This window comes from Streptomyces sp. NPDC058683, from assembly GCF_042716195.1.
In the GTDB taxonomy this organism is placed as follows: Bacteria; Actinomycetota; Actinomycetes; order Streptomycetales; family Streptomycetaceae; genus Streptomyces.
Map to the genome: position 1 here is coordinate 59,080 of NZ_JBHXSK010000017.1, position 17,786 is coordinate 76,865.

9 protein-coding genes are annotated in these 17,786 nt (G+C 72.4%); 6 read left to right on the top strand and 3 right to left on the bottom strand.

The features are described from left to right. The first annotated feature begins 51 nt into the window (after positions 1 to 51). Positions 52 to 1,230, top strand: a complete 1,179-nt coding sequence (moeZ, locus tag ACFWXC_RS20170) for an adenylyltransferase/sulfurtransferase MoeZ (protein WP_384480466.1) — start codon at positions 52 to 54, stop codon at positions 1,228 to 1,230. Between the two features lie 62 nt (positions 1,231 to 1,292). Here the strand turns inward: moeZ and ACFWXC_RS20175 are convergent, their stop codons facing one another. The 3 genes from ACFWXC_RS20175 to ACFWXC_RS20185 form a co-directional block, all read right to left on the bottom strand. Further along, positions 1,293 to 2,840 carry an alpha/beta hydrolase gene (locus ACFWXC_RS20175; protein ID WP_384480468.1) on the bottom strand — a complete coding sequence of 516 codons (1,548 nt, stop codon included), beginning with the start codon at positions 2,838 to 2,840 and terminating at the stop codon, positions 1,293 to 1,295. A 197-nt stretch (positions 2,841 to 3,037) separates the two neighbouring features. Then, on the bottom strand, positions 3,038 to 4,582 hold the full coding sequence (locus ACFWXC_RS20180; protein ID WP_384480470.1) for an alpha/beta hydrolase: 1,545 nt from the start codon (positions 4,580 to 4,582) through the stop codon (positions 3,038 to 3,040). 170 nt (positions 4,583 to 4,752) lie between these two features. Next, positions 4,753 to 7,548: a lysylphosphatidylglycerol synthase domain-containing protein gene (locus ACFWXC_RS20185; RefSeq protein WP_384480472.1), complete on the bottom strand. Its 2,796-nt coding sequence runs from the start codon at positions 7,546 to 7,548 to the stop codon at positions 4,753 to 4,755. A gap of 161 nt (positions 7,549 to 7,709) precedes the next feature. On the opposite strand from ACFWXC_RS20185, the gene ACFWXC_RS20190 reads away from it, so the two are divergent. From ACFWXC_RS20190 to nudC, 5 genes are all read left to right on the top strand, one after another. Then, positions 7,710 to 8,096: an MGMT family protein gene (locus ACFWXC_RS20190; RefSeq protein ID WP_384480474.1), complete on the top strand. Its 387-nt coding sequence runs from the start codon at positions 7,710 to 7,712 to the stop codon at positions 8,094 to 8,096. 266 nt (positions 8,097 to 8,362) lie between these two features. Further along, positions 8,363 to 11,704 (top strand): ATP-dependent helicase, encoded by a 3,342-nt coding sequence (locus ACFWXC_RS20195; protein ID WP_384480476.1) that lies wholly within the window; start codon positions 8,363 to 8,365, stop codon positions 11,702 to 11,704. A 51-nt stretch (positions 11,705 to 11,755) separates the two neighbouring features. Continuing rightward, positions 11,756 to 15,274 carry a UvrD-helicase domain-containing protein gene (locus tag ACFWXC_RS20200; RefSeq protein ID WP_384480478.1) on the top strand — a complete coding sequence of 1,173 codons (3,519 nt, stop codon included), beginning with the start codon at positions 11,756 to 11,758 and terminating at the stop codon, positions 15,272 to 15,274. Between the two features lie 10 nt (positions 15,275 to 15,284). Further along, complete coding sequence (locus ACFWXC_RS20205) at positions 15,285 to 16,688, top strand: dipeptidase (protein WP_384480480.1); 1,404 nt, start codon at positions 15,285 to 15,287, stop codon at positions 16,686 to 16,688. 150 nt (positions 16,689 to 16,838) lie between these two features. Next, positions 16,839 to 17,783 (top strand): NAD(+) diphosphatase, encoded by a 945-nt coding sequence (nudC, locus tag ACFWXC_RS20210; protein WP_384480482.1) that lies wholly within the window; start codon positions 16,839 to 16,841, stop codon positions 17,781 to 17,783. Positions 17,784 to 17,786: the final 3 nt, after the last annotated feature.

Below are 17,786 nucleotides of genomic sequence, written 5' to 3' on the forward strand. Positions count from 1 at the left end.
CAGTGTTACAGGGAGAACAACTGTAGTGATTGACCGATCAACGGAGTCCCCGTGTCGCTGCCACCCCTGGTCGAGCCAGCCTCTGAGCTCACCGTAGACGAGGTCCGCAGGTACTCCCGCCACCTGATCATCCCCGACGTCGGGATGGACGGGCAGAAGCGGCTGAAGAACGCCAAGGTGCTCTGCGTGGGTGCCGGCGGCCTGGGTTCGCCGGCGCTGATGTACCTCGCCGCGGCCGGTGTCGGCACCCTCGGCATCGTGGAGTTCGACGAGGTCGACGAGTCGAACCTGCAGCGCCAGATCATCCACAGCCAGGCCGACATCGGCCGCTCCAAGGCCGCGTCCGCCCGTGACTCCGTCCTCGGCATCAACCCGTACGTGAACGTGGTCCTTCACGAAGAGCGGCTCGAGGCCGAGAACGTGATGGACATCTTCAGCCAGTACGACCTGATCGTCGACGGCACGGACAACTTCGCCACCCGCTACCTGGTCAACGACGCCTGCGTGCTGCTCAACAAGCCGTACGTCTGGGGTTCGATCTACCGCTTCGACGGCCAGGCCTCGGTCTTCTGGTCCGAGTACGGGCCCTGCTACCGCTGCCTCTACCCGGAGCCCCCGCCGCCGGGCATGGTCCCCTCCTGCGCCGAGGGCGGCGTGCTCGGCGTGCTCTGCGCGTCCATCGGCTCCATCCAGGTCACCGAGGCCATCAAGGTCCTCACCGGCACCGGCGAGCCCCTCGTCGGCCGCCTGATGATCTACGACGCCCTGGAGATGCAGTACCGCCAGGTCAAGGTCCGCAAGGACCCGAACTGCGCGGTCTGCGGCGAGAACCCGACCGTCACCGAGCTCATCGACTACGAGGCCTTCTGCGGCGTCGTCTCCGAGGAGGCCCAGCAGGCGGCGGCCGGCTCGACGATCACTCCCAAGCAGCTCAAGGAGTGGATCGACGACGGCGAGAACATCGAGATCATCGACGTCCGCGAGCCGAACGAGTACGAGATCGTCTCCATCCCGGGCGCCAAGCTGATCCCGAAGAACGAGTTCCTGCTGGGCACCGCCCTGGAGGGGCTGCCCCAGGACAAGAAGATCGTCCTGCACTGCAAGACGGGTGTCCGCAGTGCGGAAGTCCTCGCGGTCCTGAAGTCCGCGGGCTTCGCGGACGCCGTCCACGTCGGCGGCGGCGTGATCGGCTGGGTCAACCAGATCGAGCCGGAGAAGCCGGTCTACTGAGCGCAGTCTCCGCGACGGGCGGGGGCCTCGGGTGCGGCAGGCACCCGAAGCCCCCGCCTTCGTCATGAGCAGACCTTGCCGTCCTTCGGGACCGTGCCGTCCAGCAGATAGCCGTCGACCGCCGAGTCCACGCAGTCGCTCCCGCGGCCGTACGCGCCGTGGCCCTCGCCCTTCCAGGTCAGCTCGACGCCGACACCCTTGCCCAGCTCGTCGGCCATTCTCCGGGCGCCCTCGTACGGGGTCGCCGGGTCGCCCGTATTGCCGACCAGCAGGACCGGGGCCGAGCCCGGGGCGCTCACCTCCGGGGTGTCGTACTCCCCGGCCACCGGCCAGTCGTGGCACCAGCCGGCCGTGTCCCAGCCCAGGAAGTCGCCGAAGACGGGCGAGATCTTCTCGAACTCCGGCAGCAGCCTCTTCGTCTGGGCGAGCGTGGGCCGCTGCTTGTCGTCCAGGCACGATATGACCCGCTGGGAGTGGGCGCTCGTGCCGTAGTGCCCCGAGGTGTCACGTTCGTTGTACTGGTCCGCGAGCGACAGCAACTCCGAGCCGTCGCCGTCCTCGGCCGCCTGGAGCGCGCTGGTCAGCGTCGGCCAGCTGTCCTGGCTGTACAGCGGCAGGACGATGCCGGTGACCGCGAGGGTCTGGGTCAGCTTCCGCCCGGAGGAGGTCGCGAGCGGCTCGGTGTCGAGCTTCTCCAGCAGGTCCACGATCTTCTGCGAACCCTGCTTTGGGTCCTGCCCGGTGGACTTGAGGTAGTCGTCCAGCGCCCGCTGGAAGCCCTGGGCCTGGTTCTTCGCGTGTCCGACGGAGTCCGCGGCCGGGTCGACGACCGCGTCCAGGATCAGCCGTCCCACCTTCTTCGGGAACAAGTGGGCGTAGACGCCGCCGAGTTCGGTGCCGTACGAGATGCCGAAGTAGTGCATCTTCGTATCGCCGAGGACCTGGCGCATCAGGTCCATGTCCCGGGCCGTGTCGGTCGTCGAGACATGCGCGATCAGCTCGCCGGCCGCCGTCTCGCAGCCCTGGCCGAAGGCGGCGGCGTCCTGGAAGTACGCCGACTCCTCCGCCGCCGTGTCCGGGGTGGCGTCGATCGACTCGGCGGACCGCATGTCCTTGTCGCTGCGGCAGCGGATGCCTTCACTGGCGCCCACCCCGCGCGGATCCCAGCTCACCAGGTCGTACCGCTCGCGCAGGGTGGGGACGGTGGTGGCGTAGTACGGCATCATCGAGATGCCCGAGCCGCCCGGGCCGCCGAAGTTGAACAACAACGAGCCGATCCGCTTGCCCGAACCCCCGCTCGCCTGCGCCCGGATCAGTGCCAGCCCTATGGTCTTCCCATCCGGCTTCGCCCAGTCCAGCGGCACCTCGAGCGTCGCGCAGCGCCACTCGCCACCGGGCGCGGCGGAGTCCGAAGTGGCCTTGCAGCGGCCCCAGTCGAGCTTCTGGGAAGTGAGGGAGGAGGGCAGAGCGGCAGAGGTGTGGGAAGAGGGCGACGGCTGTTCGGACCGTGTCTTCCCTTCGTCCCCGCCCCCACCGGACGACCCACCACCGCACCCGGCCACGAGCAACCCGGCGGCAACAGCGGCCGCCCACCGTACAGAACGCAACATGCGTGCACACCCCCCTCACAGGCTCTCCGCAGGTTCGTCGCGGAAAGCGGTCAGGTCATAGTAGGCGGATCGAGCGAAGGCCGTTCCAGCCTGTGGATAACCTTTTGACCTGCGGTTTTCCTATATCCCTGGGGGAGGTGTGGAGGTGGGCTCGGCATACGGCTCCGCCGCGTCGGCGCGATCACCCACCCTCGCGCTCAGGAACAGACCGTGCCGGCCTTCGGTACCTTCCCCTCCAGCAAGTAGCCGTTCACGGCCGACTGCACGCACTTGTTCTTGCTGTCGTAGGCCCCGTGACCCTGCCCCTGGTAGGTCAGCTCCACCCCGACGCCCTTCCCCAGCGACTCCACCATCTTCTTCGCGCCCTCGTACGGCGTGGCCGGATCGCCGGTGTTCCCCACGACCAGGATCGGTGCCGACCCGGGCGCGCTGACGTCGGGGTGGTCGGCGGCGCCCGGCACCGCCCAGCTCGTGCAACTGACCATGCCCCACGCGAGGTAGTCGCCGAACAGCGGGGAGGCGGCACGGAACGCGGGCACTCTCTGCTGGACGTAGTCGGCGCTGTACCGAGGCTTCTCGTCGGCGCAGTTGATGGCGATGTTCGCCGCCGTGATGTTGCTGTACTCGCCGTTCTGGCTGCGGCCGTTCATCGAGTCGGACAGCAGCATCAGGATCTTCCCGTCGCCGTCGTACGCCTCTTCGAGCCCCTCGGTGAGGTACTCCCAGAAGTCCTTCGAGTAGAGGGACTGGGCGATGCCGTTGGTGGCGGCCGTCTCGGTCAGCTGGCGGGGAAGGATGCCGGGGATCGGCTTCTTGTCGAGGTCCGCGAGGAGCTTGGCGATACGGTCCTTCACGTCCTGCGGGGTGTCGCCGATCGGGCACTCGGTCTTCTTGGACGTGCAGTCCTCGGCGAAGTTGTCGAGCGCGAGCTGGAAACCCTTGGCCTGCCCCAGCGAACTCTGTTCGGTGTTCTGGGTGGGGTCGATGACGCCGTCGAAGACGGCCCGGCCCACGTTCTTCGGGAACAAGTGGGCGTAGACGCCGCCGAGTTCGGTGCCGTAGGAGATGCCGAAGTAGTGCAGTTGCCGGTCGCCGAGGACCTGGCGCATGAGGTCCATGTCGCGGGCCGCGTCGGTGGTGCGTACATGCGGCAGGATCGACTTGGAGTTCTTCTCGCAGGCGGCGTTGAACTGCTCGGTGCGGTTGATCAGCTGGGTGCGCTCGACGTTGGTCTCGGGTGTCGCGTCCTGCTGGAAGTAGTTGTCGAGCTGCTGGTCGTTCTCGCACTCGACGGGATCGCTGCGGCCGACTCCGCGCGGGTCGAAGCTGACGAGGTCGTAGCGGGTACGCAGGGCCGCGTAGTCCTCGGCGAACGCGGGGAGCGTGGTGATGCCACTGCCGCCCGGCCCGCCGAAGTTGAAGATCAGGGAGCCGATCCGTTTGCTCGCCTCGCCGCTGGCCGTGGCCCGGATCAGCGCCAGGCCGATGGTGGCGCCCTTCGGCTTCGACCAGTCCAGCGGCGCCTTCATGGTGGCGCACTGCCAGGCGCCGCCACCGGGCAGCGGCGAGGGGGTGTCGCCGCCGCCCTCGGCCTCGTCGGGGGCCGGGCAGGCCTTCCAGTCCAGCTTCTGTGCCGTCAGATCCCCGTCTTTGGCGGCGCTGTCGCTGCACCCGTTCAGCAGGCAGGACAGCGCCAGAGCGGCGGTCAGGGCGGCGACACGGATCCGGAAGGGGTTCGGCATATTCCCATCCTGGGGTCGCGCGCGGCCACGCGCGCGGGGCGCGAGCCGTACGAGCTACGGCCCCGGTACGGCCGCAGTGCGTTCCGTACGAGCCGGAGCGGGTCCTGTGCGAGCCGGAGCGGGTCCTGTACGAGCCGGAGCGCCTCGCGCCCTCGGCTCCGTCGCCGTGGCTAGAGCGCTCCCTTGCGGGACAGGTGGTTGAAGGCCAGCCAGCCGGGCAGGACCGGCAGCCACAGGGTCAGCAGCCGGTACAGCAGGACGGCGGGGGCCGCGACCTCCTTGGGGAGGCCGACGGCGATCAGGCCGACGGTCAGGGTCGCCTCGACCGCGCCGACACCGCCCGGGGTCGGGGCCGCGGAGCCGAGCGCGTTTCCGGCGAGGAAGACGACGGCGACGCTGGCGATGCTGAGCGAGGTCGACTCGTCGCCGAACGCGCGGATGGAGGCGTCCAGGCACATCACGAAGCAGGCGGTCAGCAGCAGCATGCCGCCGATGCCGGTGATGAGCTTCTGCGGCCGCTGGAGCACGTCCAGCATGCGCGGCACGACGCCCGCGAAAAGCGACCGCACGCGCGTGGAGACGAATTTCCGCAGGAACGGCACCGAGGTCACCACGAGGACCAGTACGGCGACGGTCAGCAGGCCCGCGATGACGGTGCGGGACGGCGACAGCGACGGGGTCTTCTCGGTGCCCGTCAGATAGCCGAAGGACAGCAGCATCAGGATGTGACAGCCGAGCCCGAACAGCTGCGAGGCGCCGACGCTGGCCACCGCGAGCCCGGGGCGCACGCCCGCGCGTTGCAGGAAGCGCGTGTTGAGGGCGACACCGCCGACCGCCGGGGGCGCCACGATCTTCACGAACGACCCGGCGACCTGCGCCGCCACGGTCCGCACGAACGGCACCCGCTCGGGCACGAACCCGAGCAGCGCCATCGTGGCGGCGACATAGCTGACCGCCGAGAACAGCACCGCGGCGATCACCCAGCCCCACTGGGCGTTCGCGACCAGGGGGCCGAACTCGATGTGGGTGAGCTGGGTCAGCAGGTAGTACGCGCCGATCGCGCCGGCGATGAGGCTGATCAGCGTGCGCGGCCGCACCCGCTCCAGGCGGGCCGGCTCGACGGGCGCCTGCGGCCTGATCCTCAGCACCTGGTGCCGGATCTGGGTGAGCAGGTCCTCCTCGCGGGCCTCTTCCAGGGCGTCGTCCAGGGCCCGCTTCTCGGCCCGCTGCTCGGCCCGCACCGTCTTCTTGTCGGGCTTCTCGGCCTCCTCCGCGCGGGCCTGCTTGGCCTGCCGGGACGCCTCCAGGACCGCGTCGCGTTCACGCTCGGCGCGCTCTCTGGCCAGTCTTCGCAGCGTCGCGCGCGTGGAGCGGGTGAGCGCGATCGGCTGGAGCATCGGCAGGCAGTCGGCGACGGCGTCGGGTCCGAGGACTCCGACCGCCGAGGCCACCGCCCGCTCGGCGCCGACCCGCAGACCGAGCGTGGTGACCAGCTGGGCGACGTCCATGCGCAGCAGCAGCTCGCCGGCCGCGATCTCGCCGCCGCGCAGGTCCGTGAGGATCACCGTGCCGGAACGATCCACCAGGATGGCGTCACCCGCGAGCCTGCGGTGCGCGATCCGGCGCGACTGCAACGCCTGCACCTGGTGCCAGGTGTTGCGCAGCAGTTCGTCGGTGATCTCCTCGTCGGCCAGTGAGTCGAGGGTGCGGCCGCCGGTGTGCTCGTAGACGAGCATCACGGCGTCCGGGCCGAGCTCGGAGGTGGCGATCAGCTTGGGTGCGTTGGCACCGGCCGCGATCGCCGCGTACGCCAGCAGCGCCTCCTGCTCCAGGGCCTGGCGCAGCGACTGGAGGCTGGAGCGGGTGGCGAAGCCGCGCAGGGTCAGGTTGCGCCACGCGCGGTAGAAGAAGCCCTGGGCCTGCTGTTCCCGGTCGACGACCGTGACGTCCAGCGGCGGGCCGTCCTCCAGGGTGACGAAGTAGCGCCGGCCCCGGTCGCCGTTCTCGGTGTCCAGGGCCTCCTCGCGGGCCGCGCCGACCGGGTGGAAGCCGACGTGCCGCAGGCCCGCCAGCAGCGTCCGGCCGGTGGGGCGGACGTTGGGGGAGCCGACCGCGTAGAGCGTGCCGTAGGCGACGGTCCAGCCGATCAGTACCGTGAGGATGATCGAGAACGGTGTCGTGTAGCCGGTGACGAGCATGGAGAACGCGTCGAGCATCAGCACGATCCACAGGACCGCGCGCCATCTCGGCCGCCGGGACATGCCGACGGCCGTCATATAGGCGATGACGGGCGCGAGATAGCCGTGCACCGGGTCGGTGAGGGCGTGGATGTCTCCGGGGGAGGGCTGGGTGAGCGCCTCCTGGATGGAGCCCGGGGCGGCCCGGGCGACCCACAGGTCGGTGGCGAGGGTCACTCCGTGGGCGAGGACGGCCGCGAGCACGCCGTCGGCGATGCGCAGCCCGTCCCGCTTGATGAGCCGCTCGATCGCGAACGCGACCGGCACCAGCAGGATCGCGATGCTGGAGGCCAGCCCCGCGATCTTGATCAGCAGGTCGGGGGCCTGCCCGGTGCCCTTGTTGATGTCCTGTTCGAGCCCGGAGGTGGTGCCGTGCGCGAACGCGGCGATACCGAGCAGCAGGGCGATGGCGAGCACGCCGACCAGGAGGCGCATGAGGTCGGAGGGGCGGTGCACGCGCGCGGGGAGCAGCGGTTCGTCGCCCTCCACCTCGTCCGTGTGGGTCTCGTCCGGCACGTGTTCCGCCTCGGAGGCGTCGGGGGCGGCGTCGGGTGCGGCAGCGGGGGGCGGGTGTCCGGCGTCCGGTTCCACGACCTCCGCGCGCGCGGATTCCGAAGGTCCGGTGCCGGATTCCGCCGCGTCCGGGCGTGCGGCGGCGTCAGAGGTGCCCGCCGCTCCGTCGGGGTGCACGCCCTGCTGCTCGGTCGTCTCTTCTTGATCTCGTATCACCAGTCACCGCCCGCACGATGGTGGCATGCCCCACCGACACACGAGGGCATCAGGGTGCAGATGCGGGGGCGCACAGTCTGCCCCAAGCGCGGCCCGAGGGCGAGGCGGAGACCTGACGCACACCGAGCGGGCTGTCGGTGGGGTGCGGCAGGATGGGGCGAATGAGCGAGCAGAGCCTTCCCGAGGACACCCGAGAGAGGCACGCGGACGAGCTGCCCGAGTACGCCGAGCGGGTCCTGGAGGTCGCCGAGCGGATCCCGCCCGGGCACGTGATGACGTACGGCGACGTCGCGGAGTGGCTGGAGGAGGGAGGGCCGCGCCAGGTGGGGCGGGTGATGTCCCTGTACGGGGGCTCCGTCCCGTGGTGGCGTGTGGTGCGCGCCGACGGGGCGCTGCTGCCGGGGCACGAGCTGAGCGCCCTGGACCGCTACCGCGCCGAGGGCACTCCGCTGAAGGCGGCGAGCAGGACCGCGGAGGGGCACCTGCCGCGGCTCGACATGAAGCGGGCGCGGTGGGACGGCGGCACGGACGCGGGGGCTCACACCTGACAGCTTCCGCCATCCGGGGCCCTCGGGGGGAACCTGTGGCCCGTTCGAGGGACACCCGGGACGTCCGTGGCATGACGTACGTTCGTGGGATGCGGGGTGCGCGTGCCGCGAGTGCCGCCCGAGACGGACGGGAAGAAGCGGAAGCCCTGCTTCCGTCCGGTTCGTCGGCGTAGCGTCGGCTGCGCGTGTCCCGCTCACCCCACGGCCACCGCACTGCCCGCGCGACCGCGAGCCAGCCAGCACACCCACCAGGACCGGCGAACCACGTGAGCTCCTCTTCCTCCACCAGGCGTCTGTCGCACCTCCAGGTGCGACAGGGGACCCGTGGCGCTTACCGACTGGTGCGTACCCCGCCGGCCGATGCGGATCCCCCTCGTCTGGACGCCGCACAGCGCGCCGTGGTTGACCACGGGGCCGGCCCGCTGCTCGTCCTCGCAGGTCCCGGCACCGGCAAGACCACCACCCTCGTGGAGTCGGTGGCCGCGCGGATCGCCCGCGGCGGGGACCCCGAGCGGATCCTGGTGCTGACGTTCAGCCGCAAGGCCGCCGTCGAACTGCGCGACCGCATGGCCCTGCGTGTCGGCGCGGCCCGCGCGCCCCGGGCGACCACCTTCCACTCGTACTGCTACGCCCTGGTCCGCGCCCACCAGGACAGCGGCCTGTTCGTCGACCCGCTACGGCTGCTGTCCGGCCCCGAGCAGGACGTCACCGTCCGCGAGCTGCTGGCCGGCCAGGCGGAGCTGGAGCGGCTCGGGCTCGACCCGGTGCGCTGGCCGGACGAACTGCGCGCCTGCCTGACCACCCGGGGTTTCGCCGACGAGGTCCGCGCGGTTCTCGCCCGCAGCCGCGAACTGGGCCTGGACCCGGCCGCCCTGGACGCCTTCGCCCGCCGTATCGGGCGCCCCGACTGGCGGGCCGCGGCCGCCTTCCTCGCCGAGTACCTCGACATCCTCGACCTCCAGGGCGTCCTCGACTACGCCGAACTCGTCCACCGCGCGGTACTGCTCACCCAGCGCCCCGAGGTCGCCCTTGACCTGGCCGGCCGCTACGACGCCGTGTACGTCGACGAGTACCAGGACACCGACCCGGCCCAGGTCCGGCTGCTGCACGCCCTGGCCGGCGGCGGCCGCACGCTGGTCGCCTTCGGCGACCCGGACCAGTCGATCTACACCTTCCGGGGCGCCGACGTGAACGGCATCCTGGACTTCCCGTCCGCCTTCGCGCGCGTGGACGGCCGCCCCGCCCCGGTCGAGGTGCTGCGGACCTCCCGCCGCTCCGGCGCCGGCCTGCTGGCCGCGACCCGCCTGCTGACCCAGCGGATGCCGCTGACCCGGCTGCCCGCCGACAAGGTGCGCGCCCACCGCGAACTGGCCGCCGCCCGGGACGGCGGCGTCGTCGAGGTCTACACGTACCCGACGCCCGGCACCGAGCTGGACAACATCGCCGACATCCTGCGACGCGCGCACCTGGAGGACGGCGTGCGCTGGAGCGACATGGCCGTCCTGGTGCGCGCCGGGTCCAGCACCATCCCGACGGTCCGCCGCGCCCTCACCGCGGCCGGCGTACCCCTGGACATCGACGGCGACGACGTCCCGCTGCGCCACGAACCGGCGGTGGCACCCCTGCTGACGGCGCTCCGGGCGGTGGCGGAGGCGGAAGCGGCACACCCGGGTGCGGGCGCGAGCACCGAAGAGACCGGCCCCGGCGGGGACGAGGCCACCGCGGCGGCCCCCTGCTGGCTCGGAACCGAGACCGCGCTCACCCTGCTCACCTCGCCTCTCGCCGGCATGGACGCAGCCGACCTGCGCCGCCTCGGCCGCGCCCTGCGCGACGAGGAGCGGGCGGCCGGCAACGCCCTGCCGCCGCCCTCGGACGACCTGCTCGCCCGGGCCCTCGCCGAACCCGAGCGCCTGGCCGTCCACGACCCCGGGTACGCGCGCGGGGCGCAGCGGCTCGGCGCGCTGCTCAGGAAGGCCAGGGAGCGCCTGGCGGGCGGCGGTACGGCCGAGGAGGCGCTGTGGGACCTGTGGAACGGCACGCCCTGGCCCTCGCGCCTGGAGCGCGCCGCCCGGCGCGGCGGCGCGGCCGGCCGCAACGCCGACCGTGACCTGGACGCCGTGTGCGCCCTGTTCGCCACCGCCGCCCGCGCGGAGGAGCGCAGCGGCGGCCGGGGCGCGCTGAACTTCCTCGCGGAGATCGAGGCCGAGGACATCGCCGCCGACACCCTCTCCGGGAGGGCGGTACGCCCCGACGCCGTCCGTCTGCTGACAGCACACCGCTCCAAGGGCCTGGAGTGGCGCCTGGTCGTCGTCGCCGGCGTCCAGGAGGGCCTGTGGCCCGACCTGCGCCGCCGCGGCTCGCTGTTGGAGGCCGACCGCATCGGCCGCGACGGACTCGCCGAACCGCTCACCCCGGGCGCACTCCTCGCCGAGGAGCGCCGCCTGTTCTACGTCGCCGCCACGCGCGCGCGTGAACGCCTCGTCGTCACCGCCGTGAAGGCCCCCGCGGACGACGGCGACCAGCCTTCCCGGTTCCTCACCGAGCTGGGCGCCGAACCCCAGGACGTCACCGGACGGCCCCGCCGCCCGCTCTCCGTGGCCGCCCTGGTCGCCGAGCTGCGCGCGACCACGGTCGACCCGCGCGCGTCCGACACGCTGCGGGAGGCCGCCGCCCGGCGGCTGGCCCGGCTGGCCGCCCTCGCCGACGAGGACGGCCGCCCCCTGGTGCCCTCCGCCCACCCCTACCGCTGGTGGGGCATGTTCGAGCCGACCGAGAGCAAGGTGCCGCTGCGCGACCGCGACCAGCCCGTCGTGCTCTCCGGCAGCGCCCTCGACCAGCTGGCCAACACCTGCAGCCTGCAGTGGTTCCTGGGCCGCGAGGTGAAGGCCGACGCGCCCGCCACCACCGCCCAGGGCTTCGGCAACGTCGTGCACGTCCTGGCCGACGAGGTCGCCTCCGGACGCACCCCGGCCGACCTCGCGGTCCTCATGGAGCGCCTGGAGTCGGTGTGGAACGCGCTCGCCTTCGACGCCCCCTGGAAGTCGGCCCAGGAGAAGGACAACGCGCGCGTGGCGCTCGAACGCTTCCTGAAATGGCACGTCCTGGACCGCACCGCACGCACCCCCGTGGCCAGCGAGCAGGACTTCGACGTCAGCCTCGAAGCGGGCGACTACGAGGTGCGCATCCGCGGCCAGATGGACCGCGTGGAGACGGACGGCGAGGGCCGCGCCTACGTCGTCGACTTCAAGACCGGCAAACAGGCGCCCAGCGCGGCCGAGGTGGCCCGGCATCCGCAGCTCGCCGTCTACCAGCTCGCGGTCCGCGAGGGCGCCGTGGACGACGCCTTCGACGGCGTACGCCCGGAAGCCGGCGGCGCCGAACTGGTCCACCTCCGGCAGGGCGCCGCCCAGCGCGACGGCGGCGAGACCCTGCCCAAGGTGCAGGCCCAGGAGCCGCTGGAGGGGGAGTGGGTCGGCGACCTGCTGGCCACCGCCGCCGGCAAGGTCCTCGACGAACGGTTCACGCCGACCACCGGCCAGCACTGCACGCACTGCGCCTTCCGGGCATCGTGCAGCGCGCGGCCCGAGGGGCGTCACGTGGTCGAGTGACGTACGACGCCTGTCCCACCGTTGTCAGTGGTCACCGTTAGCCTCGACGGCATGCCCGCCCGCATCACCGACCCCGAGCAGCTCAAAGAGCTCCTCGGCATCCCGTTCACCCCGGAGCAGACGGCCTGCATCATCGCGCCGCCCGCCCCGCAGGTGATCGTGGCCGGAGCCGGGTCGGGCAAGACGACGGTGATGGCGGCCCGCGTGGTCTGGCTGGTCGGCACCGGACAGGTGGCCCCGGAACAGGTCCTCGGCCTCACCTTCACCAACAAGGCGGCCGGAGAGCTCGCCGAGCGCGTCCGCAAGGCGCTGGCCAAGGCGGGCGTCACCGACCCCGATGTCATCGACCCGGACAACCCGCCGGGCGAGCCGGCCATCTCGACGTACCACGCCTTCGCCGGCCGCCTGCTGACCGACCACGGCCTGCGCATCGGCCTGGAGCCGTCCTCCCGGCTGCTCGCCGACGCCACCCGCTTCCAGCTCGCCGCGCGCGTGCTGCGCGAGGCACCCGGCCCCTATCCGGCCCTCACCCGCTCCTTCGCCGACCTGGTCGGCGACCTGCTCACCCTCGACTCCGAGCTCGCCGAACACCTCGTACGCCCCGAGGACCTGAGGGCCTGGGACGCCGGACTGCTGAACACCCTCGCGGCCGTCAAGCTCGGCAACGCCGACCTGCGCAAGGTTCCCGAGACGGCCGCCGCCCGCCGCGAACTGGCCGGACTCGTCGTCCGTTACCGGGCCGCCAAGCGCGAGCGGGACCTGCTCGACTTCGGCGACCAGATCGCGCTGTCCGCCGCGCTGGCCGGCATCGCCGAGGTGGGCCGCCTGCTGCGCGACGAGTTCCGTGTCGTACTCCTCGACGAGTACCAGGACACCTCGGTGGCCCAGCGGGTGCTCCTGGCGGGCCTGTTCGGCGGCGGTACCGGTCACCCCGTGACCGCCGTCGGCGACCCCTGCCAGGCCATCTACGGCTGGCGCGGTGCCTCCGTCGCCAACCTGGACGACTTCCCCGAGCACTTCGCGCACGCCGACGGGAGCCCCGCCACCCGCCAGGCGCTCAGCGAGAACCGCCGCAGCGGCGGCCGTCTCCTCGACCTCGCCAACGGCCTCGCCGAGCCGCTGCGCGCCATGCACGCGGGCGTGGCGGCCCTGCGCCCGGCGCCGGGCGCCGAACTCGACGGCACGGTCCGCTGCGCCCTGCTGCGCACCCATGCCGAGGAGATGGACTGGATCGCGGACTCCGTCGCCCACCTCGTCCGCACCGGCACGGCACCCGGCGAGATCGCGGTCCTGTGCCGTACGGCGACCGACTTCGCGGAGATCCAGGGCGCCCTGGTCGCGCGGGACGTCCCCGTCGAGGTGGTCGGCCTCTCCGGGCTGCTGCACCTGCCCGAGGTGGCCGATCTCGTCGCCGTCTGCGAGGTCCTCCAGGACCCGGGCGCCAACGCCTCCCTGGTCCGGCTGCTGACCGGCCCACGCTGGCGCATCGGCCCCCGCGACCTCGCCCTCCTCGGCCGCCGCGCCCGGCTGCTGGTGTCCCACGCGCGCGTGGGCGACGCCGACGACCCGGACCGCAGGCTCGCCGAGGCCGTCGAGGGGGTCGACCCGGCCGAGGTGATATCGCTCGCGGACGCCCTGGACACCTTCCTGGAGCTGCCGCTCGACGCCCAGCAGCAGGACGACGGCCTGCCGTTCTCGCCGGACGCGCGCGTGCGCTTCGCCCGCCTGGCCACCGAACTGCGCGAGCTGCGCCGCTCCCTGTCCGACCCGCTGATGGACGTACTGCACCGCGTCCTCGCCGTCACCGGCCTGGAGGTGGAACTGTCCGCGTCCCCGCACGCGCTGGCCGCCCGCCGCCGCGAGACGCTCTCCAACTTCCTCGACGTCGCCGCCTCCTTCGCGGCCGGAGACCAGGAGGCGACCCTGCTCGCCTTCCTCGGCTTCCTGCGCACCGCCGCCCAGTACGAGAAGGGCCTCGACAACGCCCTGCCCGGCGGTGAGAACACCGTCAAGGTGCTGACCGCGCACAGGTCCAAGGGCCTGGAATGGGATGTCGTCGTCGTCCCCGGCCTGGTCAAGGGCACCTTCCCGAGCAGCCAGGGGCGGGAGAAGTGGACCGCCCAGGCCAAGGTGCTCCCGCACGCCCTGCGCGGCGACACCGACACCCTGCCCGATGTCGAGGCCTGGGACTCGCGGGGCATGAAGGCCTTCCACGAGGCCATGAAGGACCACCAGCACACCGAGGAGCTCCGCCTCGGCTACGTCACCTTCACCCGGCCCCGCTCCCTGCTCCTCGGCTCCGGCCACTGGTGGGGCCCCAGCCAGAAGAAGCCACGCGGCCCTTCCGACTTCCTGCAGGCCCTGTACGACCACTGCGCCGGCGGACACGGCGAGATCGAGGCCTGGGCCGACCAACCGGAGGAGGACGAGGAGAACCCGGCCCTGCACACGGCGAGCGTCGACCAGGTGTGGCCGCTGCCCCTGGACGAGGCTGCCCTGGCCCGCCGCCGCGCGGCCGCCGAGACCGTCCTCGCCCACCTGGACGCACTCACGACAGGGGAGGACGGCCACCCCGCGGCCGGTCACGACCCCGCCGGCCACGAGGACCCGGAGTGGCCCACGCCGCCCGACGACGAGCCCGATCCCTACGCCGACGACTTCCCGGACGAGGACAACGCCGACTGGGAATCCCTGAGCGCCGACCGCCCCACGGTCCCGCACCAGGCGACACCCGCCGAGCGCACGCCCCCGCGCACGCGGGAGCACGAAGGCGCCCCGGGACCGGAACACGCGCGCGCCCCGGAGCGCACCCCCCTCACCCCCGAGGAGGCCCGCGCCATCGCCTCCTGGGACCGCGACCTCGACGCCCTCACCGGCGAGCTGCTGCGTGCCCGCCGGAGCGTCACCGACGTGCCCCTGCCGGCCGCGCTCTCCGCCACCCAGCTGATGCGGCTCGCCGAGGACCCGGACGGGCTCGCACAGGAACTCGCGCGCCCCATGCCGCGCCCGCCACAACCGGCCGCACGCCGGGGTACCCGATTCCACGCCTGGGTCGAGGCACGCTACGAAGAGCTCACCCTGCCCCTGCTGGAGCCCGACGAGCTGCCCGGAAGCGACGCCGAGATCGCCGACGAACGCGACCTCGAAGCCCTCAAGGAGGCCTTCGAACGCACCGAGTACGCCCACCGCACGCCCTACCGCGTGGAGGCACCCTTCCAGCTCGCCCTCGCCGGCCGGGTCGTACGGGGCCGGATCGACGCCGTCTACCGGACCGGGCACGGCGACGGGGCGACGTACGAGATCGTCGACTGGAAGACCAGCCGTACCCGGGCCGCCGACCCGCTCCAGCTCGCGATCTACCGGATCGGCTGGGCCGAGCAGCAGGGCGTGCCGCCCGAGTCGGTCACCGCCGCGTTCGTGCACGTCCGCACCGGTGAGGTCGAGCGACCGGAGGGGCTGCCCGACCGGGCCGCCCTGGAAAGGCTGATCGTCGGACAAGCTGCCGGACGCGCTGTCGGGCAAGCCGAGTGTGACGAACCGCCCGCCGAGGATGTCGGTGCGGGCCGATAGGCTCGTGACCATGAGCCAGACCCCGGACAGCGCTGTCCGTACGTACATCGAGCAGCACCGTGCCGCCTTCCTCGACGACCTCGCCGAGTGGCTGCGCATCCCGTCCGTGTCGGCCCAGCCCGAACACGCCGCCGATGTCCGCCGCAGCGCCGACTGGCTCGCCGCCGCACTCAAGGAGACCGGCTTCCCGGTCGCCGAGGTCTGGGAGACACCGGGCGCCCCGGCCGTCTTCGCCGAATGGCCCGCGGGCGACCCCGAGGCACCCACGGTCCTCGTCTACGGCCACCACGACGTACAGCCCGCCGCCCGCGCGGACGGCTGGCACAGCGACCCCTTCGAGCCGGTCGTCCGCGAGAACCGCCTCTACGCGCGCGGGGCCGCCGACGACAAGGGCCAGGTGTTCTTCCACACACTCGGCGTCCGCGCCCACCTCGCCGCCACCGGCCGCACCGCACCCGCCGTCAACCTGAAGCTGCTGATCGAGGGCGAGGAGGAGTCCGGCTCCCCGCACTTCCGGGCCCTCGTCGAGGAACGCGCGGACCGGCTCGCCGCGGACACCGTGATCGTCTCCGACACCGGCATGTGGTCCGAGGACACCCCCACGGTCTGCACCGGCATGCGCGGCCTCGTCGAGTGCGGGATCGTCCTGCACGGCCCCGACCAGGACATCCACTCCGGAGCCTTCGGCGGCGCCGTCCCCAACCCGGCCACCGTCGTGGCCCGCCTGGTCGCCGCACTGCACGACGAGCACGCGCGCGTGGCGATCCCCGGTTTCTACGACGGCATCGTCGAGCTCAGCGACCGTGAGCGGGAGCTGTGGGCCGAGCTGCCCTTCGACGAGGAGGGCTGGCTGCGCGAAGCGCACTCGTACGCCACCGAGGGCGAGGCCGGGCACACCACCCTGGAGCGCATCTGGGCCCGCCCCACTGCCGAGGTCAACGGCATCGGCGGCGGCTACCAGGGCCCCGGCAGCAAGACGATCATCCCGTCCTCGGCCATGGTCAAGCTGTCGTTCCGGCTGGTCGCCGGTCAGGAGCCCGAGCACATCGAGAAGGCCGTCCGCGCCTGGGCCACCGAGCGGATCCCCGCCGGCATCCGCGCCGAGATCACCTTCCTGCCGGCCACCCGCCCGTGCCTGACCCCGCTCGACCACCCAGGCCTCCAGTCGCTGGCCCGCGCCATGGGCCGCGCCTTCGAGGGACCGGTCCGGTTCACCCGTTCGGGTGGCTCAGGGCCCGCCGCGGACCTCCAGGACGTCCTCGGCGCACCCGTCCTCTTCCTGGGGATCTCCGTCCCCTCCGACGGCTGGCACGCCCCGAACGAGAAGGTCGAGCTGGACCTTCTCCTCAAGGGCGTCGAGACCAGCGCCTACCTGTGGGGTGACCTGGCCGAGAACTGGCGCCATGCCCCCTGACCCGTCCGCGCCGTCCGGAGCGACATCGCGCGCGGGGCACACTGGAAGGGCCGCCCCGCCCGTCCCCGCCCGACCCGGTCTCCTCCCGCCCTTCGTCCCGCTGAACCGCCCGCTGAAACATCCGTTGCACTGGGGGAGTTGGAAGCACCCGTGACCACCTGGACCGACCACACCGCCGACCGACCCATCTCGCTCACCGCCCCGAGCGGCATCGACCGCGCCGCCCACCACCGGCTCGACGAGGCCTGGCTCGCGGCGGCGTGGAGCCATCCCGACACCCGCTGCTTCGTGGTCTCCGGCGGCCAGGTCCTCATCGACGAGACGCCCGAAGGCCGTACCGAACTCGTCATGACCCCGTCCTTCGAGGCTCCCCTCACCGAAGCGCACCGCTACTTCCTGGGTACCGACGAGGACGGCGTCAGCTACTTCGCACTCCAGAAGGACGCCCTGCCCGGCCGTATCGACCAGTCCGCGCGCCCGGCCGGTCTGCGCGAGGCGGGGCTGCTGCTGTCGCCGCGTGACGCGGGCCTGATGGTGCACGCGGTCGGCCTGGAGAACTGGCAGCGCACCCACCGCTTCTGCTCCCGCTGCGGCGAGCGCACGGTGATCGCCGCTGCCGGCCACATCCGCCGCTGCCCCGCCTGCGGCGCCGAACACTACCCACGCACCGACCCCGCCGTGATCATGGCCGTCACCGACGAGGACGACCGCATCCTGCTCGGCCGCCAGGTCCACTGGCCCGAGGGCCGCTTCTCCACGCTGGCAGGCTTCGTCGAGCCCGGCGAGTCCATCGAGCAGGCGGTGCGTCGGGAGGTCTTCGAGGAGGCCGGGGTCACCGTCGGCCCCGTCGAGTACGTCGCCAGCCAGCCCTGGCCGTTCCCGTCCAGCCTCATGCTCGGCTTCATGGCCCGCGCGACCTCGACCGAGATCAACGTCGACGGCGACGAGATCCACGAGGCCCGCTGGTTCTCCCGAGACGAACTGGGCGCCGCCTTCGACTCCGGCGACGTCCTGCCGCCGTACGGGATCTCCATCGCGGCCCGCCTGATCGAGATGTGGTACGGCAAGCCCCTGCCCACCAGGAGCTTCGTCTGAGAC

What these genes read in the sequence shown, in the direction of transcription:
- ACFWXC_RS20175 (WP_384480468.1), bottom strand. Translation starts at nt 2,840, where the DNA reads ATGTTGCGTTCTGTACGGTGGGCGGCCGCTGTTGCCGCCGGGTTGCTC.
- ACFWXC_RS20180 (WP_384480470.1), bottom strand. Translation starts at nt 4,582, where the DNA reads ATGCCGAACCCCTTCCGGATCCGTGTCGCCGCCCTGACCGCCGCTCTG.
- ACFWXC_RS20190 (WP_384480474.1), top strand. Translation starts at nt 7,710, where the DNA reads ATGAGCGAGCAGAGCCTTCCCGAGGACACCCGAGAGAGGCACGCGGAC.
- ACFWXC_RS20200 (WP_384480478.1), top strand. Translation starts at nt 11,756, where the DNA reads ATGCCCGCCCGCATCACCGACCCCGAGCAGCTCAAAGAGCTCCTCGGC.
- ACFWXC_RS20205 (WP_384480480.1), top strand. Translation starts at nt 15,285, where the DNA reads ATGAGCCAGACCCCGGACAGCGCTGTCCGTACGTACATCGAGCAGCAC.